Raw genomic sequence first — 24,194 nt, 5'->3', positions numbered from 1 at the left:
AGCAATAGCACCGCCTATGCGGTGCTTAGTGCTTTTTTCGATGTGGCGCTTCTTTTCAATAAGAAACCGACAGCGAGTATGGCAAGTGCACAGCATACAAATACCAAGCGTCCCCACATTGGATTCGGAATCAACATCATCGCCAGTACCCCAGCTCCCATATACATCACCATTGAACCTAATTTGTGACGTTGTTGACGGTCGAATTCATCTTGCTCAAAATCGGCAATGAAAGGGGTCTCTAGATCTTCAAAAAACAGCTCTCTTTCATTGATATGTTGATCTTTTTGTTCTGAATAAAACAAACTGGATATACAGAAGAAACTGGCGGTAATAAGTAAGTGTCCGCCAATAGTGATCATCAAGTTGATATCAATCGATTCACGGCGAGTAAATTCTTGTTCCATTCCTATCAAATCGGCCAAAACTTGCGGCGTGAAGATATTTGCTGCAAACCAAGAAACAAACAAGCCCACTATTACAGTTGCCCAAGGCGCCCATTGCGGTGTCTTTTTAATGAACAAACCAAAAATAAGCGGAATAAGCAAAGGAACTTGAATCATGGTCGACACGTTCATCATCAAGTCAAACAGACTGAGCTCTTTCAATGACTTGAAGAATAGCGCCACTGCGATAACCAAAATCCCACTTATAAAACTGACAATTTGACTGATGGTAAGCAGGTGTTTATCACTGACATCTTTGTTTCTTTTAGTCAAAAGAGGTTGGTAAATACTGCGGACGAAAATGCCTGAATTCTTATTTAGGGCTGAATCCATTGAGGACATAGTGGCTGCAAACAAACCGGCTAACAATAATCCGACAGTTCCCACCGGCATAGCGTTGCGGGTAAATACCAAATACACCGCATCAGCAGCTTTGTTGCCTAGCTCCGGGTAAGCTGCCGCCGCGTCAGGGTATAAGGTGGCTGAGGCCCAAGGTGGTATAAACCAAATAATACTTCCTACACCCATTAGTACCATGGCTAACAACGCGGCTTTACTTGCATTTGCTGAGTCTTTTGCGTTTAAGAAGCGAAATGAATCATGCATGTTCATGATAGTGATCATTTGTTTAGCTAGGAAAAATACAAATGTGGCCACTAAAATTAAGCCATAATTCATATCTGGTCCCATCACAAAGTCCACTGGGAAGTTATCTATCATCGCCGTCGGTCCACCCACTTTGACAAGTGCGATAATGGCGCAGGCTATGGAAATGACGGCAACCACTAAGGTTTGTACAAAGTCAGAGGCGACTACGCCCCAAGCACCAGACAATACCGAAACAAATAATACAGTTAGGCCGGTGGCGATGATGGTGGTGCTCACATCAGCGTCAAAAACAACACTGGTGAACACTCCTAGGGCATTAAGCCATACTCCGGCGTTGATAAAACTGAAAATAATCAGCGCCCATGAGAAAAACTGTTCATTTTGATGACCAAAACGACGCTTAATTCCTTCGGTAGGAGTATCTACGCGCATTTGACGAAAGCGCGCTGCAAAAAACGCCCAGCCGCAAAAATAGGCAAAGGTATTGGCAAAAAATACTAAACTAATCGAGAAACCATCAGTAAAGGCTTTGCCTGCTCCGCCGGTGAATGTCCAAGCGGAGAACTGCGCCATAAACGCAGTTGAACCAACCATCCACCAAAGCATGCGTCCGCCACCACGGAAGTAATCGCTGGTTGAGTTTGCAGCCATTTTTTTGAACGCAAAACCAATCCCGATAACTAACATAAAATATCCGGCAATAACTATATATTCATATAACATGAGTAGGCCTTTTATTGCAGATGACTAACGTCAACCCAATTGTCGTTTTTACGGATTATGTCGATCAGTTGCTGATATTGGCTGCCTTCTTTAAACGTTTGATAAGGAGCAACGTTTTCGCCTTTAATATCGTTTAGTAGTTCTCTGATAAGGTAGCGCCAATTCTTTTCGGTATCGCCTTCTGCTTCAGGAACGTTATTAGCAATGTCCTCTGGTAATGCAAGCTCTTGCCATCCTTTGGTTTTGTCATGCACATACAATGGCCCACTAGCATAGTGTCCTTTAATGTAGATCGCGCCTTCACTACCATAAATCACCACATGGTCTTCATGGAAGCGAGGGTGTAATCCACCGTGTTTAAATAACACTGAAACTGGATTTTTAGCCATTTCACTTTCAATTTGAGCTAAAACCGTATAGGTCCATTCGACGTTCGATTCGCCCCATTTAAGAGCAGGATCATTTAGATCACTAGGAATGAAATCGCGACGTTTTTTAAAGTTATGCACACCTTCAACGATTGGCGCTTTGCCTAGATCGTCCCGCACCTCTCCCATAATCGATAGGATTTTTTCACCAACGATGGAAGTGACAATAGACAATTTGTGAGTAAAGTTATTATTTAGTCGGCCACCGCCATGTTCTTTTCTGTGTGACCAGCCAAACGGAATATCGCGTTCTAAATTGAAGTGAGAAATACACTCAACTTCTAATGGTTCACCGATAGCGCCGGCTTCAACTAAACGCTTGGCGTGAATCACATCAGGCATGTAGCGAAAGCTTGCGGCAAATGCAGTTTTGACATTTTTTGCAACCGCCAACTCATAAAGTTGTTTTGAGGTTTCACCACTTTCAGTTAACGGCTTATCACAGAAAACGTGACAACCACTTTCAATCGCCGCGGTAATTGCTTCAACGTGAGCACCACCTGGTGTTGCAATTGAAACGACATCTGGCTGACAATCTTGCAATGCTTTTTGCCAATCTGTGCCGGCATAGGGGATATTCATGTCTTTAGCTACTTGCTCTACAACACTTTGAGTTCTGCCTACGATGCCGACGACTTCGGCACCCATATCTCGAAATGCTTCAGCATGTCCTTGGCCCGCAAATCCGGTGCCGAATATTAATACACTTATCTTTTTGCTCATGTTGTTTCTCCAACTTAACAAAGCTTAAATTCAAAAAAGTAGAACTGGATTACCAATTCCAAACGGTTCCATCTTCTAGTCGACTGACAGGCAGATAAGAACGTTTATAGGGATATTTACTTGCTTCTGTTTCATCAAACTCAATCCCTAGACCAGGGGCGTCACTGACGTATGCCATGCCTTGCTCTACTTTAATTTGATGTTTGAAAATTTGTTTGGACTGCTCGTTACCAAAACCAACAAATTCTTGAATGCCAAAGTTAGGAGCCCATATATTTAAATGCATATGCGCAGCAAAACAAATTGGTGACAAATCAGGAGCGCCATGTGGAGCAGTTTTAACGTTATATATACTGGCAAAATCTGCCATACGTCTTAATGCTGTAATTCCGCCAGCGTGAGTTGCGGCCGCTCTAAGGTAATCAATCAGTTGGTTTTGAATCAAATCCTTACAATCCCAAATAGTATTGTAAGTTTCACCAATCGCGAGTGGGGTAGTGGTGTGCTGTCGAATTACTTTATAACTGTCTTGATTCTCAGCAATAGAAGCGTCTTCTAAGAACATTAGGTTATAGGGTTCAAGTAATTTACCCAGTTTTGCTGATTCTATTGGGGTTAAGCGGCTATGCACGTCGTGTAATAGTTGGATGTCATTGCCAAATCGTTCTCTGGCCTTCTGAAACAACTCAACGATCATGTTAAAATATTTTTGCGTCGACCAGGTCTCTTCTGGCGGTAACGGACGATTACCTTGTAATTCGAAGTAATCTTTTTTGTCTCCAAGTACGCCGTAAGTGACATTCAAACCGGGCACAGCAGACTGCAATCGAATTGCTTTAAAACCTTGATTGATAAGGTCTTCCGTTTTATTCAAAGTGTCTTCGATGTCTTCACCACTAGCATGGGCATAAAGTGTTACTGCTTGTCTGCTCTTACCGCCTAGTAACTGATAAACCGGCAAGCCTGCAGCCTTCCCTTTGATGTCCCATAAGGCCATATCAATAGCGGCTATAGCGGCCATATTAACTGCGCCTTTACGCCAGTAAACGCCTTTATACAAATATTGCCATATGTCTTCGATATCATGGGCATTGCGACCGATAAGGCAAGGGGCTACATGTTCTTCCAAATAGCTGACAACCGCCATTTCGCGACCGTTGAGTGTAGCATCACCTACACCGTATATGCCTGCATCAGTAGTGATCTTCACCGTGACAAAATTTCTGCCAGGGTTACAAACAAATACTTTGATTTCTTTAATTTTCAACTGATATTCTCTCTTTGCAGATAAAGTTACTAAACCGGTTTAGTTGAATAATTTAGCATAGTATTGCAGTATGTCAACTTTCCCATAATAAAATTAACAATAGCGATACATAGATGGCAAAAGTGAAATTAATTGATGTAGCTCGTTTTGCAGGAGTATCAAAAAGCACAGCTTCACAATACCTAAATGGGCGATTTGACTACATGTCGAAAGAAACCCAAGAACGAATTCGCGCAGCAATTGCTGAATTGGATTATGTTCCCAATCCTATCGCGAGAAACCTTAAGGCGACCAAGACTAAAACCATTGGAGTGGTGGTCAGAGATATAACGGGCTTTTATACCAGTCGGGTTATCCGAGGGGTAGATGATTACTGTAAAGCGAACGGCTACAACGCACTAATTTATAACACTGATTTTGACCCTGAGATTGAAGCAAAGTCTATTGAGGCGCTGTATCAACTGCGTGTTGATGGAATTATTATTGCGTCATCAGGTAACAATAATCAGCTCGTTACGGATTACATTGGTAAAGGTATGCCGATAGTGCACTTTCAAATTGAAAATGATGGAAGTGAACAAAACATCGTTTTATCTGACTACAAAAAAGCGGCGTTTGATGCCACTGAATACTTAATACAGCTTGGCCACAAGAAAATTTGTTTTGTCACCCAAGACTTTAAAAATGTTATCTCCAGAACGGAACGCTATCAAGGATATGCAGACGCACTTACTAAGCATGGTATTCCAGTAGAAGATAGTTTAGTGCAATTCTGGCAACGTGAATCAGGTTTTCAAGTAGAGCCAACGGAAATCATTAAATCTGCGGCTCCAACTGCATTTTTCACGCAACATTTACCTATCACTATCGAATTGTTAAGAGACTTAAATCAAGCCAATATATCTGTCCCGGACGATGTTTCATTGCTTGGTTTTGATGAAATCCCAATGGCCGAATTCTTTAAAGTACCAATTACAGTGGTTAAGCAAGAACCCTACACCATAGGTATGGAAGCAACTCAATTACTGCTTAATAACATTGCTAACGAGAGTAATCTTTCCCACAAAATTCTAATTCCGTGTTCTTTAGAGTTAAGAGAGTCTTGTAAAGCAATCTGATTTCGCGGATTGCTTTCTACGTTTATGCGTATAAAGATGAATAAATGGTTATTTTTGATAAACCGATTTACCTGTTGGTTTACTGCTGCAAATTAGATCTCAACATCGCTAATCCAGCCAAAATTGAGTTAACCAATTGGCAACCCCTAGATTCGCTTAATTTCGCCATGGAAAGAGAGTTTATAAATGTGCTCTGCAGTGGTTTTTTTGATTGTTTAGTCATAACACTTAGCCCTCAGAAAAAGGCTACACATATGCCGAATTTACAGTACAGTATATTTCTGGATTTTATACTGAAGAACTTTGTGGGCTTTTTCTTATATGGCTAATGATAAAACGAACAACTCCGATAGCGCTGCATATTTTAATGGCCAATACATACCTTTGAGCCAAGTCAGCATTTCTCCTTTAGATCGCGGCTTTCTATTTGGAGATGGGATTTATGAGGTGGTGCCTGTCTATAACGGTAAACCTTTAGGCGGTGAACAACACTGGCAACGTTTGCTTGAAGGACTAGAGGCCGTAGACATTCCACTGGGCTATAGTGTGCAGGAGTTAAAGGATATTGCGCAACCGTTGTTACCGAGTAATCAGCCCTCGCAAATGCTTTATGTGCAAATAACCCGTGGCGTTGAAGCGGTTCGCAAGCATCGATTCCCAGTAGAAGCAAAACCGACAGTACTGATGTTTAGTACCCCATTTACACCTCCTTTCGACAAAACATATCAAGGCTGTGATGCCTATTTTCAAGAGGATTTGCGCTGGCAGCGCTGCTCTATAAAGTCCATTAGCTTGATGGGGAACGTGATGTCCTATCTACAACTGGCGCAAAATGGTGTGCCCAATAGTGAGGCATTGCTAGTTAGAGATACGCATGTAGTTGAGGCTCCGAGCAGCAATTTATTTATTGCTAAAGACGATATTATTTTTACACCGCCGGTGGATAACATATTGGCCGGTGTGACCCGCAAACTGATTATTGAAATTGCTGAAAAACAAGGTATCGAAGTACGCCAAGTTTCTCCCACAGTCACAGAGGTCAAACAAGCCGATGAGGTTTGGGTGAGTAATTCTTATGAAGAGTTAAAGCCGATTACTTATATTGAAGGTGAGAAGGTGGGAGAAGGCAAACCTGGACCCATCTGGCAGCGTTTATTTTCCAGTTATCAACGACTGAAACAGTAAACTACTTTTGTCTGAATTAATCGCAAAAAGATCAACTTAGTTCGCTACAGCTAAATAAGAGATAACTATGCCAACAAGCTTTTTCCAACGGATTTTATTGCCCGGTTTTATTCTACAGTCAGTTTTGATTGGAGGGGGCTATGCGACAGGCCGAGAATTAGTCCAGTTTTTTCTTAGTTCGGGTCCGTTAGGCGGATTTTTAGGGATTTTAGTGGCAACTGCTGCTTTTAGCTTAATTAGTATGCTGAGTTTTGAATTTGCTCGATTAACCCAAAGTTATACATACAGAGGTTTTTTCAAAAAGCTATTGGGTAAAGGTTGGATTGTCTATGAGTTGGCATATTTTGCCCTAGGCATTTTAGTCTTGGCGGTGATTGGTTCTGCTGCGGGGGAAGTGGTTTCTGAACATTTGAATATATCCAGTACCCTTGGCACTGTATTGTTAATGGTCTCGATTTGCGTACTAGTCGCTTGGGGAACTAAGCTGATTGAGAAGGTATTAGCCGGATGGTCGTTTCTTTTATACCTAGTGTACGGAATATTTGTTTATTTGTACTTGCGTGAATATGGTGGAAATTTAAATGAACAACTATTTTATGGGGAAATTAAAGATAGTTGGTTTATCAGTTCAATCCAATACGTTGGTTACAACATTGCAGCCTTACCACTAATTTTGTTTTGTGTTCGCCATATGGCTGATCGCAAAGATTCATTTATGGCAGGCGCCTTGGCTGGCCCTTTAGCTATGTTGCCAGCATTATTTTTCTTTGTCGCTATGGTGGCAAATTCTGCACAAATAACAGAAGCAAAGGTGCCATCTGACTTGATGATGCAGCAATTGAACATGCCTTGGCTAAAAGCCATTTTTTACGTAGTGTTATTCGGTACCTTTATCGAAACAGGCACTGCGTTTATCCACGGCATGAATGAACGAATCGCTGAAGTGTATGAGGAAAAACAACGCATAATGCCCAAACTTTTGCGTCCTGCAATTGCTGCTATTGTTTTAGTGTTATCAATTTATTTAGCTTCCTCAGTTGGGCTGGTTAGTTTAATTGGTCGTGGCTATGGCACTCTTACTTGGGTTTTTGTGGTGGTATTTGTGTTGCCGATTCTCAGTATCGGCAGCTACAAAATTTTTCGCCTCTCAGCATAGGCAGATTGATAAATACGTTTAACCTGTTCATATCAATATATGATGGTGTTGCTTTATTCTGCTAACCAAGGTTCGTTTTGCACTCTGAGCATAGCTTCAACTCGGTTTTCCACATTCAGTTTACTTAAAATCGAAGACACGTGATTTTCTATTGTGCGATTTGATCGACAAAGCGTATTCGCTATCTCAAGGTTACTTGCGCCTGTGACTAACAGCTTCAAAACTTGTTGTTCTTTATTGGTGAGTCCAATTGGGTGTTTTCGTGTTTTAGAATAAGGACCGCGGCGAAGTTTTGGAAGAATATCGGCAAACCCTTCTGATGCGGCAATATTTCTCACTTTTTGTTGCAGGGCTTTGGCCTGCATCTTTTCGAATAGTTGCCATGCGTTCACGAATGAAGATTGCCGACGCTGCCCCTGAATTGACAGTAGACAAATCGCAGCGTTGAAAGGCATTCCAAGGGTCTGCCATGCAGAATAAGCCGCTTCGTCGTTACCTGCTAATTGAAGTTGATAAGGTTTTGATATGCTATCTTGCCGAACATTTGGTATTTCATATTGTAAAAGTTTAGACCAAAAAAATAATTCGCCTGACTGCCATTGGTTCAATACACCAGGCGGCAATTCATTTAACCAATCTATATGCTTTTTAGCTTCTTCTATACAAGTTGTGTTGTCCGCGTTTAACCATTGGTATTCAATAAGTCCTAACCTAGCTGGAATGATGTATTGGTTTTCATTGGTTGATTGGGCGTCTTTTAAGGCTTGATTAAGCAACTCATGACTATTCGCAACTCCCAGACGTAAGTTGACTCGTGCGAGAACAATTAACGCCGGCAGTTTCATTAATAGGGTTTGGTTTTGAATCGATTGCACGCCGGCAGCAATGGTTTGTGCATCTATTAATCTTCCTTGTTCCTGACGCAGTTGGGCTTGTAAACCTACTAAATAATAAGTCCACGAATCTAGATCATGAGCGATATCGTATTGAATGCCTTTTTGAGTCATAGTTTCAGCCAAATCAAGTTTCTTAAATCGAATACAATAGTCTGAAAAGTTTGTGTAAACCCTTGCTACATCCTCGTGGAAACCATGTTGTTCTGAAATAGCTAAACTTTGTCTTAGTTTATCTTCGCCCGTGGCATCGCCATGCATCAATAAAGCCGTCCCAATATTATTTAGCGCATGTGCTTTCACCGTAGGATTTGAAAACTGTTTTGCCAGTTCAAGGGCTTTATTTCCCCAGTGTATGGCGTCGTCCGTTCGGTCGTTGAGCATATCCAATTGTGAGCGTAAAGAGTAGGCCATGGCCAGTTCGCTAGAGGCTGGTATCGACTCAAATGTTTTAATCGCCTGGTTAGCGTATTGCTCGGCTTTTTCGGCATGGCCTTGATACCAATAAAGACGTGACAGCGAACGTAAGTTTTCACCTACTTTATCTTGTCTGTCTAGGGCTCTCCATAGGCTAATGGCGTGGCGTCGTGCGTCGATTACAGTTTGTTGCATGTGGGTTGTTAAGCTAACTTCATATGCCCAGTTTTCATGCAGGCTTGCAGCAAGTTCAGGTTCAGCATATTCAACAAAACTTAGGGCTTTGCTGTAAAACGATGCGGCTTCCTTATGGGCTCCTAGTTCAGCTGCTTTAGTCGCTGCATTAGGTGCGTATTTAAGCACTCTTTCGGCATCTAAAGCCCCCTCAGCATGATGCACCAACCAAGCTAAATTAGTGCCTAAAGACAGTGTTTCTAAACACTCAATTATACGCTTGTGAGTTAGTTTGATTTGCGGCGGTGATTGATTTTCCAATATGGCTAACCGAACTAGTTCATGCTTAAACCGAAATATACTTTGCTGATCACATACCAATAATTTTCTGGCAACACAGGCCATTGCGAACGATTCACCGTTTTCATCAAATAATTTGCCAATCAAAACGGCTGGAATACTATATGGAATAAGACTCAAAACCTGCAAAAGTTCTCGTTCATTACGGCCTAATAATTGTACTCTGCTGCTCACCGCCTCTCTAATTGACGCGGGAATTGTGTGATTGTTATAACCGTTATTAGCTAACAATTCTGCAATAAAAAATGGGTTTCCACCGGTGATCTTGTGTAAGGCATCTGGATCATAGCCACTGTCTTTACTTAATTTTGCCACCGCGTCTTGGCTTAATTGTTCGAGATGAACGCGCACTGTATGTGCAGAAGGCACTAATGAAAGTACTGAACTCAAAGGATGATTTTGCGTCACTTCATCGACTCGATAACTTAGACACAGTAAACAGGGCAAAAATGAGATACGTCTTACGATATATTTGATTAGGTCTAAGCTGGCATGGTCGGCCCAATGAACATCTTCTATTACCAAAATAGTTGGTTTTCCCAATTGGCTAATTGCCTGAAAAAAGCTGGAATAAATTAAGTTAGGTACGGCACCATTTTCCAATTGCGTGAGCAAGGTAGGCGATAGCAACTGGGCAAAATCGTATATTGGAGCATATGGGCGAGGCGTAAATAAGGGATCGCAACCTGACCAATAAATGTCTACTGTGCTATCTGCATGGGAACGGACGTGCTCCAACAAGGTGGTTTTACCGATACCGGCTTCACCACTTAGCAGCAATATTTTTCCCGATTGAGCTATTTGAGAGATACTGTTTGATATCTTATCAATAGCGGCTTCTCGCTCTAAAAACATTCTAATTACCTGCTCCGCTGAGCCTCAACTATATATTCTAATTTAAGTTAAATTTCGCCCAATTGCAGGATTTTGCAAAATTTAGGTGGTTGGTTCACAAAAAACAGGTGTCAGTACTCAGTTTTAGCCACGTGCAAGTATTTATACTTTGATAACTAGGATAGTGGCTTAATTTGGCTTTTAAATGCGTAAAAAGGAGCGACCATGAAAACTCTTAATTCAATTTTTATAGGTATTATGGCAACAACCTGGTTAGGAACAGGCATGGCTGTCCCCATAAATGCTAATAGTGGTCTGTCATTTTACCATGACTTCATTATTGCAGGCGGAGGTCAGTTGCCTATTGGATTAGAGGTTAATAGCGATGGCCCGATTTATTCTTACTCAGTGAATACCGAGCTACAAGCGGCAGATAGTGTTGAATTTGATGACTTTGATGTGGTGATTGCAGGTGACGCTCCTGACAACCCTTCGAGTTTCACAAGCGTTGGCAGTAGCACACGTAATGCTGGTACCGAAGGTGCTTTCGGCATGAATAATACACAGCTATATCAAATCGTTGAATATGAGTTAGTTCCTGATGGTAATAGTGATGTTTCTGAATATGGAATATGGGGGAATGGGCAGGCCCAGGCAACCATTAGCTCAGAACTTTTTGATACTCAAGCTAACACTGAAGCGTCTTTTCAAAGAACCTATACTCTTTCCAATCAAAATACCACAGCATTGACATTTTCAATTGAAGGCGAATTTGAAATGGGGATGTTTGCAATAGCGGACGGAGAAAGTAGTGTCGCAGAAGCCTTCGCAATGCTAGATATGTTTTTCAACTCTAGTAATGCGTTAGATATCGTTTTTGCCGACACTAGTCCGTATATAAATAATCAAACTGAAAGCGGCGATAATGCGATTATGTCATTAATACGGGAAACGGACATAACAAATACCGGCCATATGAGTTTTACTGGCAGCGCAAGTGCAACGGGCACTGATATTGGAGGCAGCCAGCAGGCATTCGGTGATGGCACATTTTCCTATGCATTGGGTATTACTTTGCAACCCGGAGAAGAAATCAGTATGTCCCACCTTGTTACTTATTCAAATTTAGCGTTAATCGAGCAGCAAATTACACAGGTAAACGAGCCTTCCACGCTTCTATTTATATTTTTAACCTCTGCTTTTATCCTGTTTGTCCGAAAAAATCCTACATGAAGTCATAACCTTGAATTGCTATAGCCGCTAAATCTAAGGGGTTATTCTGGCTTATTAACTTGAAGTGTTTTTAGTTGCGCTAGGGCAATCTTTTTGGCACAAGAAATCTCACTATTTGAGTTTTTAATTAGCGCCATTTAAAGTAGTTTAAACAATAGTTAATTCGAGCGTACCATGCAGAATTAGGATTATGACCGGTGTTTTTAGGTGATTTCAACTGGTTGTACTTGTATCAAAATTACTAAAGTTATATTGTTCGCATCTAGTCGTTAACAACTATTAAGGTACTCGAACTTGAAACTCACGCCGCCCTAGGCTGTCCTCCCTCTATCATCTCGTTGATTCTTGTTGTGCAAATGTCCCACATTGCTCGCGGACTTATTTGTTTTGAAAACTGTTACTTTCCTTACGTTACAAGGGAAGGTCAAATTTTAGGTTATTTACATGCTCGAAAACATGAAAAGAGAGTGGTTCTCTAATATTCGTGGTGATGTGCTTGCTGGTATTGTTGTGGCATTAGCCTTGATACCGGAAGCGATTGCTTTTTCAATTATTGCCGGAGTGGATCCTAAAGTGGGTCTCTACGCTTCGTTTTGTATCGCCGTCATTATTGCATTTGTGGGTGGCCGACCAGGAATGATTTCCGCTGCTACCGGAGCAATGGCACTGCTCATGGTAACCTTGGTAAAGGAGCATGGGTTGGAATACTTGCTGGCCGCCACTTTATTTACCGGTGTGCTGCAAATTATTTTTGGTTTCCTCAAACTTGGCAGTCTAATGCGCTTTGTTTCCCGCTCGGTGGTAACCGGTTTTGTTAATGCATTAGCTATTCTAATTTTCATGGCGCAATTACCTGAATTGACCAATGTAACTTGGCATGTTTATGCTATGACAGCGGCCGGTTTAGGCATTATCTATCTATTACCTTATGTTCCTACTATTGGTAAAGTTGTTCCGTCACCGTTGGTGTGTATCGTCACCCTTACTATTGTTTCGATAGCGTTAGGTTTAGACATTCGAACTGTGGGTGATATGGGCGAACTACCCGATACGTTACCGATATTTCTGTGGCCGGAAGTTCCGCTTAATTTAACTACCCTTGAAATTATTTTACCTTACTCCCTTGGGTTGGCCGTGGTTGGCTTACTTGAGTCTTTGATGACGGCAACAATAGTTGATGATCTAACCGATACAACCAGTGACAAGAATAAAGAATGCAAAGGGCAGGGCATGGCGAATATTGGTGCTGGTTTATTTGGTGGTATGGCTGGTTGCGCCATGATAGGCCAGTCAATTATCAATGTGAAATCAGGTGGCCGCGGCAGGTTGTCTACCTTTATTGCGGGTCTGTTTTTAATCATTATGGTGGTATTTCTTGACGACTGGGTTGGCCAAATTCCAATGGCTGCGCTGGTGGCAGTTATGATCATGGTATCAATAGGAACCTTTTCTTGGTCATCTATCACTGATTTACGAAAACATCCCATGTCTTCAAATATCGTTATGGTGAGCACTGTTATTGTTGTTGTTGCTACCCACAATTTAGCTATTGGGGTATTTATTGGTGTGCTGTTAGCAACCTTGTTCTTCTCCAATAAAATCGGCCGTTTTATGGCTGTCAAGTCCCACTATAACGAAGTTGAAAAAGTGCGAACTTACGAGATAATCGGTCAGGTGTTTTTTGCATCAGCAGAACAATTTGTTAACGAATTTGATTTTAAAGAAGCTGTCGAAACCGTTGTGATTGATCTTAGCCATGCACATTTTTGGGATATCACTGCGGTGTCATCCTTGGATAAAGTGGTAATTAAATTCCGGCGCGAAGGAGCGACTGTTAATCTTGTGGGAATGAATGAAGCAACGGAAACAGTGGTTGATAAATTTGGGGTTCACAATGATCCTAAAGAAGTCGAAAAGCTGTTTGGCGGACATTAAGGAGATAATGATGACGAAAATAGTGACTTGTGTAGATGGTTCTGCAATCACCCCAGCCGTGACAGCGGCTGCTGTCTGGGCATCAAAGAAACTCAACAAACCCATTCTGTTTTTACATGCTTTGGAAAAAGAACAGCAGCATGGCGCTGATGATTATACTGGTGCCATTGGCCTAGGTGCGCGTTCAGCTTTGCTTGAAGAAATGACAAAGTTAGATGAACAACGTGCCAAAGTAGCTCTGCAGTTAGGCCGTGAGTTGCTTGACGATGTAGTTCAACATGCACAAACTTCTGGTGTTGCTGAGGTTGAATCATTACAAAGACATGGTGAAGTTGTAGATTCGATAAACGACATCGAAGACAAAACCAGACTCATTGTTATTGGCCGCAATGGCAAAGGACATGATAATAGCTTTAACGCACTAGGATCGAATATTGAGACCCTACTGCGCAAAGCAGTGCATCCTGTTTTGTTAATTCCAGATACTTTCAACCCACCAACTTCGTTTATGATTGCTTATGATGGCAGAGAAACTGCTGACAAAGCATTGCAACGGGTAATTGATGGTGGGTTATTGCACGGGCTTCATTGTCATTTGGTTTCGGTAAAAAATAACGAAAAAAATCTACAGGATAAATTCGAATCTGCTCAGCAACGATTGCAACAAAAAGGCTTTCAAGTGACTGCCTCTTACCTTGAGGGAGATATTTTTGAGTCGCTTATGGAGTACAAAAAATCCCATAATATTGAACTCATTGTTATGGGCGCATTTGGGCACTCTAAGCTTCGGCAGTTTTTTGTTGGCAGTAATACGATGAAAATGCTTGAACGAGGTGATGTACCTATGATCGTGCTGCGTTAATACCTTTATATTGATTGCAAATACAGCCCAACCTTTACGTGCTATTGCTTAAAGTATTGGGGAGTGTTGCACAAGTGGCTTGCAAATGGGCAGGCGGCTTAGCTAGTAAACTTAAAACTAGTCACTATATCTGGGTTGTCTATATTCTTATTTTAATTAACCGCATCATGACTTTTATCTAAAATATTAATGGTCACAAAGCAATTTTCGTTCAAAGATTGATTATCGTATTGAGCATCTACACATTCACCGCCATCACTAGCGGTTTGTCTGCTACCAGAGTATGCAAACACGGCAGTACCATCATCTTGCAATTCAATTAAGCTTTCTAAAAAGTAATCTGAGACAACGGCGATCGCAGTTGGCCGTTGCTCAGTTTGCAAAAAAGCTTCGGTCTCGAAAACGACAAAATAAGGATGTCCTTCTTCGGCGAAACTCATTACTGAGTACTTTCCTTGTGTCGAAAATCCCCAAAACCAACTTATAGCAACATCTCCTTTAATAACCTCAATAAGCACAGGCAGATGGCCCTTTTCTCGTTTGTACAAAATCAAGTCATTCACTGGGAAATGCTCTGCTTGGGTGGAAAGGGAGCATATTTCAAGGTTTTTTTGCGGAACGATTTGGCACTCCAATGACATTAAATCTGCAGCGGCGATTCCGTTGGTGGGAATAAACAAGGATAATAAAATTAGACCGTAAAGTGTCTTCATGGATATCTTTTACTATTAGCGTTCATTTATCAATGCTCATTAGTGACCTACTTAATTCCAACAAATAACACTATCTTAGATTACGATTCTCGGCATTCGTCGTACCTATTTCTTTAAATTACAGGTTAACTTAACAATATTCTAGGTTTGCTTAGGCCAAATCATATTTTCTAATCTTTATTTGCCCCTTTTAACTTGATATTAAATTTTTCAACGTATGAAATTGAAAAAAATGAATGCAAATATTGAGCTGTTATTTCATTTTTTGCACTCATATTTTTCTGTTTGATTGCATTCATTATTTTCACATTAGACTAAAGGCTAATAAAACCGCGGGGGTAACTATTGGCATAAGGGTTGCTATATCTGATGGATAAATAGGAAACCTGTATTTTATGTTTAACGACATTCCATGTACGGTCAAAAATACTAGAGACAAATAACATGAAACTAAACAATAGAAATAAGATTGCAGTTCTCGTAAGTGGGTTGTTGAGCTTTTCTACTCTAAATGCAAGCGCGGCAAGCAGCGGCCTTTTGGGGCTTAATCTTGAAAAAGTCACAGCAATTACAGATGTCTCAGAATTGACAACATCTTTGGGATTGCCAGAGCTTCCAGTGCTTAATAGCATCTTAGCAATGGATAATGAAATTTTAATCCAAGGCGGTGATATTGCGGTACTCAACGATTTAGTTAATTTAGTTGGTGGATTGGTTACCCACGAATTGCCGTTGGTCGGAGGAATTGGTGTACGAGTTTCTGATTTGCAATTGGAGCTGCTTAAAAGTCTACCTGCTCTGATTACAATTACTGAAAATCAACCTCTTTTTACTGCTGGTGCCCTTGATAATTGCCTAGTGTATGGAAGTCATGTTGTTGACCTAGAAAAAAATAAGGTGAGCTGGAACTTATATAATGCCCGTGACATGAATACTAATGTCGACGAAATGAGTTTCACTTGGCCTACAAGTTTGGGCAACATCAAATCGGTTAAATTCAATGGTACAACTGTGTTTTGGAGCTTGTTTGGCCGCCAAAACGGAGAGTTAACCCTAGATTCTTCTTGGTTAAGTCGTTACGCAAAAATGAACGCCTTTGATGATGCAAAAGTTGAATTAACTTTCTCCCGTAATGGCGCAGAAAATTATCAACAAAACGACTTTTCAATGGACGTTTCGTTTACCCAAAATTGTACTCGTGACCTAGTGAAAGGATACGACACTCAAGCCAATGAAGGCGATAGCAACAGCTACTATGTAAACACCATTGGTGCTGATGAGTTACATGACAATGGTATTACCGGTAAAGACATTACCGTTGCGGTTATCGATAGTGGTGTATGGGCGAGTCACAAAGCGCTAAAAAATGACACCTACGATAATCCTAGAATTACAGCTGCTTTTGATGCAATTGAAAATCAGGAATTACAACCAGAAGATATGACGGATGAAAATAGTCATGGAACACATATTTCTGGGATCATCGCCAACAGCGACCATGCAGTCGTTGATGGACAGATGCGCAGTTATTATCAAGGGGTTGCTCCAGACGCAAACCTAGTGGTGATTAAAGCGTTCTATGAAGATGGCCATAGTACTTATTTAGATGCACTTAGAGCGATTCAATATATTGCTGATAATCACGAAGAACTTAATATTCGAGTTGTGAATTTATCCTTTGGTGCGCCGCCACGTTCGAATTATTGGGCGGATCCAATCAATCAAGCGATCATGAAATTATGGGAAGAAGACATTGTAGTGGTAACCTCTGCTGGTAACACTGGACCGGCGGCAATGACTATCGGTGTGCCTGCCAATGTTCCTTATGTTATTAGTGTTGGCGCAATAACTGACAACTACACGCAAGATAATCCTCATGATGATGAGTTACTTTCATTCTCATCTCAAGGTCCAACGCACGAAGCTTTTGTTAAGCCCGATTTGGTTGCGCCAGGTGGACATATATTTAGCTTAGCTAATGAAGATATGTATGTGCCTAATAAATTTCCGCAATATATGGTTGGAAATGATCGCTTTATTATGTCTGGTACGTCACAAGCGTCCGGTGTGGTAAGTGGGATAGTGGCGTTAATGCTGCAAAACGATCCGAGTTTAAGTGCTAACGATGTGAAGTGCCGCTTAATGAGCAGTACTACCATGGCGCAGTTATCAAATGGGCAACTTGCTTACAGCCCCTTCCAACAAGGTTCAGGTAGTGTAAATGCTGTTAAAGCGGTTGAATCGACTGCTATGGGATGCGCTAACAATGGCCTGGACATAGCTGCGGATCTAAGTGGTGAACAACACTATATGGGCGCTGCTCGTAAAGATGAAAATGGCAACTATTACATCGAAGGTTTTGAATTTGAGGTTTGGGAAGAAGCTTTCATTTGGGAAGAAGCCTTCATTTGGGAAGAAGCTTTCATCTGGGAAGAGGCTTTCATTTGGGAAGAAGCTTTCATCTGGGAAGAGGCTTTCATTTGGGAAGAAGCTTTCATCTGGGAAGAAGCTTTCATTTGGGAAGAGGCTTTCATTTGGGAAGAAGCATACGTGAACCAAGAAAACTTTTTGTTGCAAGAATAACCCTATTTACTTAATACCTTCAGCCCCTCAGAGTTTATCTTTGCAGGGGCTGAGTTGTTTTTTATCCATGTAATATTTTGTTTATTCCTTTCATTTTTAATCAGTATGCTTAAAGTTGCTTTATATAACCTTGCGATAGGCTTGAATACTAGGTTAAACGCGCGCTTTTTAGGCTATTTACAGCAATTCATTGGCATACGTATTTCATTAGGTTAATCTAATTTAAAAACGATGAGCAGTGAAGAAGTATGTTGAAAAGAGGAATATTGGGTTATTTGTTTTTTCTGTTATTAAGTAGCAGTGCAGTTGCCGCAGATGCTCCTAATTTCAATTTCTCCTCAGACGATTTAACTAAGCAGCTAGCTCAAAAAAGTGTACGACAGATATACCACGATAGTACTGGCTATATGTGGATAGTTACCCAAGTAGGCGTCAGTCGTTACGATGGGTATCAATTGTTACGTTTCGTTCATGATCCTCGAAATGATACATCTCTTAGTTCGGATAACGCCTTCGCAATTATTGAAGATCACCAAAAGCGTTTGTGGATAGCCACTGACGGTGGTGGGCTTAACTTGTTCAACGCTGCCAAACAAACGTTTACAGCTTGGACAGAAGCCGATAATTCTGCTTCTGCACCCACATCAAATAGACTTCAAACGTTATTCTTAGACTCCCAAAATTTTATTTGGATTGGTTATCGAAATGGTAATTTTAGCCGTTTTAATCCTGATGACATGATTTTTGAGCATTTTAATACCCGAGAGCTTCTACCTGAGCTTGAAAAAGATGCCTCTATTACATCCATTGTTGAAGATGAAGAGTACATTTGGCTTGCCACCAATGGAAATGGTTTAATTAAATTCCACAAGCAAAAGCAAACCGTAGAGCGATTATTTTCGGGGCCAAATTCAACATTTTTTAGTAACTCGTTAAAGCAACTATTTGTTGATGCCCAACAAAGGTTGTGGATAGCCAGCCAAGACGCTGGTGTGACAGTAGCCGATCCTAAAAAATTAAAGTTCTCTAATTGGCAACATCATGAAAATCTAAAACATAGTTTACCTTCCAATCTTGCTTATGCGATTTTTCAGGACCACCGTCAACGTATCTGGATTGGCACCGATGCTGGCGTTGCGCTTTGGGATGGCAAAGATGGTTTTGACACTTTTACAACCGAAGATGGGGTGACCGATAATATCATCTTGTCAATTCAGCAAGATTCTACTGGGTTAATTTGGCTGGGTACCTTTAACGGTATTACCAAAACCATTGAAGTACCCTTTGAGCATATAGCGAAAGGATTAGCGAATAACGTTGTTTTAGGATTTGCTGAAACCCATGCAAGTGATGGCGTATCGTCAATTTGGATAGCCAGTTATAGTGGGTTGACACAGCTAGATGCGAACGGAGAAGTAATTCAAATCATCAATAAAGAAACTCAACCAGCGTTACGGGACGCAAGAGTTACAGCGGTTCTTGGTGAAAATAATATATTGTGGTTCGGGACTCGGGGGGCGGGGTTGGGGAGACTCAATGTCGATAACAATCAAATCGACTTCTTTTCCCATGATCCCGCAAATCCTGATAGCCTAAGTTTCAATGGTGTCACCAGCGTTTTAGCCGATAATGCGGGCAATATTTGGGTAGGAACCTTTGGTGGTGGCTTAAATTATTTGCCTGCGGGAAGCGATCAATTTGTGCATTATCGGCATGATGAAAATGACCCAGAAAGCATAAATAGTGATCGGGTTTTGGCTATTTATCAATTGCTTGATGGCACTATCGCTGTTGGCACTGTGTCCGGTATCAATTTACTTGATTTGGCTGACAGTAAATTTCAACGTATTGAGCATATTCCTGAGGATATTAATAGTTTGTCCGCTGCGACGGCATGGACCTTTTATCAAGATTCAAAAGCACAATTGTGGGTTGGCACTCAGGGGGGCGGGTTAAATAAATGGCTGCCTGAAGATATGCAAGCAAACAACAATAACTTTACACACTATGACAGTTTTAGTGGTCTTCCAAGCAGTCATATTTATGCAGTTTTAGATGATAACAATGGCAACCTTTGGTTAAGTAGTACTGCAGGGTTAACTCGGTTAAATGTCGAATCAGGTAAAACAAGACATTTTGATAGTTCTCAAGGATTAAAAGAAAGCGAATTTAACTATGGTGCGGGCTTTAAAGATAGTAACGGGTTTATGTATTTTGGTGGTATCACTGGCTTTATTCGTTTTCATCCCGACCAGATAAAAGACAGTTCAGTGGTACCTCCTGTGGTGGTGGTTAGAATCAAAAAATTGAATGAACAAGTTTGGTTTGATGTGCCTTATCAGCAGTTACAGCAGCTAGAATTAGACTACAAAGATTATTTTATTTCATTTGAATTTGCAGCCCTTGACTACAATGCGCCGGGCCTCAACGAGTATCGATATAAATTAGACGGACTTGATTCCGATTGGATTGAACTAGAAAATCGACGCATTGCAACATTCACCAATTTACCGGCTGGAAACTACACACTTAAAGTGCAGGCGAGTAATAACCAAGGATTGTGGAATACAGAAGGTATTGTATTGCCGATAAATGTGCTCCCTCCACCTTGGAAAACAATGTGGGCTTACAGCTTGTATGCGCTCATTGTGATTCTAATTGTGCTAAATACTATGTGGCGCTACCGACTTAAACGTTTGGCCGAGATCCAGCAACTGATTGACCTAGAAGAGAAGGTTGAAGAACGTACCAAAGAGTTACGACATGCCAATGCGCAACTTGAAACCAGTATGCAAGAAACAGAAAAAGCCAGAAAGTTAGCAGAACAAGCCAGTAAAGAGAAAAGTGATTTCTTAGCTATCATGAGTCACGAAATTCGCACTCCAATGAATGGTGTACTGGGCATGACAGAAGTATTGTTAAGCTCTGATCTTAAACCTAAACAACAGCATTTTGCCCAATTGGTGTATCGTTCGGGGCGGTTGCTTCTCGATTTACTCAACAATATTTTAGATTTTTCCAAGCTTGAAGCCGGTAAAGCGACTCTGGAGTCAGTGCCAGTTGATCTTGAGGCTTTGGTTGAAGAGGTGTGTGATTTGTTTAGTGAGTCGGCCTATAACAAAGGCTTGTACGTAAACGCTATTCTATCTCCAGATCCTCTCCCTGAAGTTTACGCCGACCCAGCTAGATTACGACAAATCATTGCAAACTTAACCAGCAACGCGATTAAGTTTACAGAGCAAGGCGAAGTGAATGTCAGTATTAGGCGTGTTCCTTGTTATACCTCCCATGCAGATTCTTCGGAAGCGCCCAATAATTACAGTGGTTTTGAAATAAGCATTCAAGATACTGGTATAGGTATGGCACCTGATCGACAACAGAAAGTCTTTGAAATGTTTACCCAAGCAGATGCCTCTACCACCCGAAAATACGGCGGGACAGGATTAGGCCTAGCGATTTGTCGTCAGCTTACCACGTTAATGGGCGGTAACATTGATGTGCAATCTACACTAGGGCAAGGCAGTACATTCAGCCTCGAAGTTGATTTGCCATTAACCCACAACCAGGTTATCGAGTATACGCCAGAGACTCGTTTTCCCACTGTACATTTGGTGAATCTTAACGGTGGTTTAGGATTGGCAGTTACTAATATGTTGAGCAAATTAGGTGTTAAAACCTTACATGTGCAACGAGTTAACGGACAATTAGCCTCTGCAAAGGATGGTTTATGGATCAGCCTTAGTGAATATGAGGGGGCAATACAAGAAGCGCAAATCCCATTGCAAAAATGGATATGCTTGTTGCCCTCCTCACAGTGGCAAGAAAACGATAAACGCAATATTTTGCCGCTACCTATTCATTTGAGTGAACTACAGGCAAGTTTACATAAAGCCATAGGTCTTAAAAGTGCAGATCGTCAGCACAGCAATAACGACTACCCTAATCATCAGAAGTTTAATGCGAATATCTTGGTAGCAGAAGATAGTTTAACTAATCAAGAGGTAGCGAAAAGCATGTTAGGCATGCTTGGTTGTGAAACATGGTTGGCAGATAATGGCGCAGAAGCGGTTGAACAAATAAATCTACGTCAACCTGATTTAGTGTTGATGGATTGCCAAATGCCTATTATGGATGGCTACAAGGCCACCATGGAGATCAGGAAAAACTGGCCGGAGATTCCAATTATTGCACTAACTGCTGGTATGGGAGATGATTTACGCCAACAATGTTTAGGGGCAGGCATGAATGATGTTATGACTAAGCCCTTTTCATTGCGAGAACTTGAACATACTTTGACGCGCTTTTTAGGCTCTGTAAAACAACCTCAGGTCAATGATTCACCAGACAGTGAGCACGATAGTCTAAATGCCCCTCATAGTGGGAATAGCGTAGCCAGCGATGAAGAGCCAGAATCGGAGTTAATCGATATGGCAACGGTGGATACGTTATTGAAAATTAGTCGAGATACCGGAAATCCAGTGTTTGTAAGAGTGTTGGATGCATTTACCCAAGAAGCTGAAAAATTAATCACACAGCTGTTTACACAAGTGAATAGTCCAGACATGGATTTGCATGAGGTTGCAGAAATTGCACATGCCTTAAAATCGATGTCAGGAAACTCTGGCGCTAAGGCATTGTATCAAATATGTCAAACCTTAGAGAGCATGTCAAAACAGCAACAATCGGAAGGAATCGATACTTTAGCACACAGTATACAAGCTACTTTTTTACAAAGTTGCGAGCAGTTGGAGACATTCAGAAATGTCAGTTGAATCAAAAATTAAAATCCTAGTGAGTGACGATGATCTCACCGCGCGAATTTTAATGAAAGAAACACTTAGCAGTGACACCATTGAAGTGCTTGAAGCCGAAAATGGGAAACGCGCTTTGGAGCAGTTTGAGAAGCACTCTCCTTCACTGATTTTACTAGATGTTTCTATGCCAGAAATGAATGGATTTGAAGTATGCGAACGGATCCGCAGTTTAAAAAGCGGCGAGCATGTTCCTATCATTATGGTAACAGGTTCAGATGATTTGGAGTCTATTCACCGCTCATATGCGGTAGGGGCAACTGACTTTATTGCCAAACCTATTAGATGGCCAATTTTGGGTGAACGAGTTAAGTACATCCTCCGTGCGAGTCAAGCCTTTGCAGATTTAGTAACGCAGCAAAAAGAACTCCATCAACTGGCTTTCTATGACACTTTGACTGGCTTGCCTAATCGCCAATACTTAATGCAAGATTTGCAACGTTTTCTTGCTTTAGCTCAGCGTAAACAACATCAAGCCGCAATGTTATTTATCGATCTTGATCGGTTCAAGCGGATAAACGACACCATGGGGCACAGTAATGGCGACAAATTACTGCGCAAAGTGGCTCATCGCCTACAAACTAATTTACGGGATAGTGATGTTTTTGCCCGCGTAGGGCAGAGTCTCTCTTTAAATCAACCACAACTTTCCAGTTTTGGTGGGGATGAATTTACTATTTTTTTAAATGGGCTAAACGATGCGAATGAGGCCACCTTAGTTGCTGAAAGAGTTATTCGTAGCTTCAGTAAGCCGTTTCAACTAGAACAGTTTGAAGTGGTAATTACACCCAGTATTGGTATTTCGATGTTCCCTAATGATGGAGAAGACGCCGAGACCTTACTTAAAAATGCAGACACAGCGATGTACTCTGCCAAACAGGCAGGCCGCTGTTGTTATAAGTTTTACCGTGACTCAATGAATGCTAAAGCTGCCGCTCGATTACAACTCGAGCAAGATCTACGTCAAGCACTCAACGCCGGTGAAATAATACCTTTTTACCAACCACAAGTTTGTGCGCAAACGGGACACATACTGGGAGTTGAAGCGCTCGTAAGGTGGTTGCCAGCAAATGGAGGAATGATTCCGCCAGATGAATTTATCGCTATTGCCGAAGAGACCGGTTTAATTAATGTTTTGGGACAGCTTGTATTAGAGCAAAGTTGCCAGCAAGCCAAAATCTGGATGAACAACAATACGCCTGTCAGAGTGGCGGTGAATGTCTCAGGTCATCAATTTAGACAACATAATTTTACCGAAATCGTAGCTGAGGCCCTGCGTAACAGTGGATTACCAGCAGAGTTACTCGAATTGGAGTTAACTGAATCGGTGATTATGAGTGATGCCGAAGAAAATATTGCACGCTTGATTGAATTAAAAACCTTAGGGGTAACGTTAGCCGTCGATGATTTTGGAACGGGTTACTCGTCGTTGAGTTACTTGAAAAAATTCCCTATTGATATATTAAAAATTGATCGCTCATTTATGTGTGATTTGGACTCTGCACCTGATGATGTGGCGATTGTGGAAGCTATTTTAGCCCTTGCTCAAAGCTTGAATCTCGGTGTGATCGCCGAAGGTATCGAAGATGCTGGGCAAATAGAAATATTAAAGGATAGTAAACATTTATTGTTGCAAGGCTATTTATTCTCACGGCCATTGGCAGCTGAATATATAGCTCCTTTGTTAACTCAGAACTTTACTCACCTTATGCAAAAATAAGAAT

14 protein-coding genes are annotated in these 24,194 nt (G+C 41.3%); 9 read left to right on the top strand and 5 right to left on the bottom strand.

Annotated elements, in window-relative coordinates:
• Positions 1-14 precede the first annotated feature (14 nt).
• The 3 genes from VUI23_RS16855 to manD are packed head-to-tail and all read right to left on the bottom strand — an operon-like array spanning position 15 to position 4,196.
• Complete coding sequence (locus VUI23_RS16855) at positions 15-1,778, bottom strand: transporter (RefSeq protein WP_216049569.1); 1,764 nt, start codon at positions 1,776-1,778, stop codon at positions 15-17.
• Positions 1,779-1,789: 11 nt separating this feature from the next.
• A complete protein-coding gene (locus VUI23_RS16850) occupies positions 1,790-2,929 on the bottom strand; it encodes a Gfo/Idh/MocA family oxidoreductase (protein ID WP_342805080.1) in 1,140 nt (379 codons plus the stop codon).
• Positions 2,930-2,978: 49 nt separating this feature from the next.
• A complete protein-coding gene (gene manD / locus VUI23_RS16845; protein ID WP_216049571.1) occupies positions 2,979-4,196 on the bottom strand; it encodes a D-mannonate dehydratase ManD in 1,218 nt (405 codons plus the stop codon).
• Between the two features lie 113 nt (positions 4,197-4,309).
• Between manD and VUI23_RS16840 the strand changes: the two genes are divergently transcribed.
• The 3 genes from VUI23_RS16840 to VUI23_RS16830 all read left to right on the top strand — a co-directional run bounded on the left by VUI23_RS16840 (position 4,310) and on the right by VUI23_RS16830 (position 7,655).
• Positions 4,310-5,314, top strand: coding sequence for a LacI family DNA-binding transcriptional regulator (locus tag VUI23_RS16840; protein ID WP_216049572.1), 1,005 nt, complete (start codon positions 4,310-4,312; stop codon positions 5,312-5,314).
• 321 nt (positions 5,315-5,635) lie between these two features.
• Positions 5,636-6,499, top strand: a complete 864-nt coding sequence (locus tag VUI23_RS16835; protein WP_303499349.1) for an aminotransferase class IV — start codon at positions 5,636-5,638, stop codon at positions 6,497-6,499.
• Positions 6,500-6,566: 67 nt separating this feature from the next.
• Complete coding sequence (locus VUI23_RS16830; RefSeq protein WP_342805079.1) at positions 6,567-7,655, top strand: hypothetical protein; 1,089 nt, start codon at positions 6,567-6,569, stop codon at positions 7,653-7,655.
• Positions 7,656-7,708: 53 nt separating this feature from the next.
• Here VUI23_RS16830 and VUI23_RS16825 read toward each other — a convergent pair whose 3' ends face one another.
• The gene (locus VUI23_RS16825; RefSeq protein WP_342805078.1) at positions 7,709-10,354 is read right to left on the bottom strand and encodes an AAA family ATPase; all 2,646 of its coding nucleotides are present in this window, start codon (positions 10,352-10,354) and stop codon (positions 7,709-7,711) included.
• 204 nt (positions 10,355-10,558) lie between these two features.
• Between VUI23_RS16825 and VUI23_RS16820 the strand changes: the two genes are divergently transcribed.
• The 3 genes from VUI23_RS16820 to VUI23_RS16810 all read left to right on the top strand — a co-directional run bounded on the left by VUI23_RS16820 (position 10,559) and on the right by VUI23_RS16810 (position 14,363).
• Entirely contained in the window at positions 10,559-11,566 is a 1,008-nt protein-coding gene (locus VUI23_RS16820) for a hypothetical protein (protein ID WP_342805077.1), read from the top strand.
• Positions 11,567-12,010: 444 nt separating this feature from the next.
• Complete coding sequence (locus tag VUI23_RS16815) at positions 12,011-13,501, top strand: SulP family inorganic anion transporter (protein WP_216049577.1); 1,491 nt, start codon at positions 12,011-12,013, stop codon at positions 13,499-13,501.
• Between the two features lie 10 nt (positions 13,502-13,511).
• Positions 13,512-14,363 (top strand): universal stress protein, encoded by an 852-nt coding sequence (locus VUI23_RS16810; RefSeq protein ID WP_303499354.1) that lies wholly within the window; start codon positions 13,512-13,514, stop codon positions 14,361-14,363.
• A gap of 152 nt (positions 14,364-14,515) precedes the next feature.
• Here VUI23_RS16810 and VUI23_RS16805 read toward each other — a convergent pair whose 3' ends face one another.
• The gene (locus tag VUI23_RS16805; RefSeq protein ID WP_216049579.1) at positions 14,516-15,076 is read right to left on the bottom strand and encodes a hypothetical protein; all 561 of its coding nucleotides are present in this window, start codon (positions 15,074-15,076) and stop codon (positions 14,516-14,518) included.
• A gap of 444 nt (positions 15,077-15,520) precedes the next feature.
• Between VUI23_RS16805 and VUI23_RS16800 the strand changes: the two genes are divergently transcribed.
• The 3 genes from VUI23_RS16800 to VUI23_RS16790 all read left to right on the top strand — a co-directional run bounded on the left by VUI23_RS16800 (position 15,521) and on the right by VUI23_RS16790 (position 24,190).
• Positions 15,521-17,659 carry a S8 family peptidase gene (locus VUI23_RS16800; RefSeq protein ID WP_342805076.1) on the top strand — a complete coding sequence of 713 codons (2,139 nt, stop codon included), beginning with the start codon at positions 15,521-15,523 and terminating at the stop codon, positions 17,657-17,659.
• A gap of 275 nt (positions 17,660-17,934) precedes the next feature.
• Positions 17,935-22,431, top strand: a complete 4,497-nt coding sequence (locus VUI23_RS16795) for a two-component regulator propeller domain-containing protein (protein WP_342805075.1) — start codon at positions 17,935-17,937, stop codon at positions 22,429-22,431.
• Positions 22,421-24,190, top strand: coding sequence for an EAL domain-containing protein (locus tag VUI23_RS16790; RefSeq protein ID WP_342805074.1), 1,770 nt, complete (start codon positions 22,421-22,423; stop codon positions 24,188-24,190). Before VUI23_RS16795 ends, VUI23_RS16790 begins: the two co-directional genes overlap by 11 nt.
• Positions 24,191-24,194 lie beyond the last annotated feature (4 nt).

The sequence above is a fragment of the Alteromonas sp. M12 genome (genome assembly GCF_037478005.1).
GTDB lineage: Bacteria > Pseudomonadota > Gammaproteobacteria > Enterobacterales > Alteromonadaceae > Aliiglaciecola > Aliiglaciecola lipolytica_A.
Note: the sequence above shows the minus strand (reverse complement) of the source record. Positions and strands in the feature narration are given on the sequence as shown.

Bases quoted from the DNA above. Each gene is read 5' to 3' on its own strand.
- VUI23_RS16840 (WP_216049572.1), top strand. From the start codon at position 4,310: ATGGCAAAAGTGAAATTAATTGATGTAGCTCGTTTTGCAGGAGTATCA.
- VUI23_RS16820 (WP_342805077.1), top strand. From the start codon at position 10,559: ATGAAAACTCTTAATTCAATTTTTATAGGTATTATGGCAACAACCTGG.
- VUI23_RS16850 (WP_342805080.1), bottom strand. From the start codon at position 2,929: ATGAGCAAAAAGATAAGTGTATTAATATTCGGCACCGGATTTGCGGGC.
- VUI23_RS16800 (WP_342805076.1), top strand. From the start codon at position 15,521: ATGAAACTAAACAATAGAAATAAGATTGCAGTTCTCGTAAGTGGGTTG.
- VUI23_RS16835 (WP_303499349.1), top strand. From the start codon at position 5,636: ATGGCTAATGATAAAACGAACAACTCCGATAGCGCTGCATATTTTAAT.
- VUI23_RS16810 (WP_303499354.1), top strand. From the start codon at position 13,512: ATGACGAAAATAGTGACTTGTGTAGATGGTTCTGCAATCACCCCAGCC.
- VUI23_RS16790 (WP_342805074.1), top strand. From the start codon at position 22,421: ATGTCAGTTGAATCAAAAATTAAAATCCTAGTGAGTGACGATGATCTC.
- VUI23_RS16825 (WP_342805078.1), bottom strand. From the start codon at position 10,354: ATGTTTTTAGAGCGAGAAGCCGCTATTGATAAGATATCAAACAGTATC.
- VUI23_RS16805 (WP_216049579.1), bottom strand. From the start codon at position 15,076: ATGAAGACACTTTACGGTCTAATTTTATTATCCTTGTTTATTCCCACC.
- VUI23_RS16855 (WP_216049569.1), bottom strand. From the start codon at position 1,778: ATGTTATATGAATATATAGTTATTGCCGGATATTTTATGTTAGTTATC.
- VUI23_RS16830 (WP_342805079.1), top strand. From the start codon at position 6,567: ATGCCAACAAGCTTTTTCCAACGGATTTTATTGCCCGGTTTTATTCTA.
- VUI23_RS16815 (WP_216049577.1), top strand. From the start codon at position 12,011: ATGCTCGAAAACATGAAAAGAGAGTGGTTCTCTAATATTCGTGGTGAT.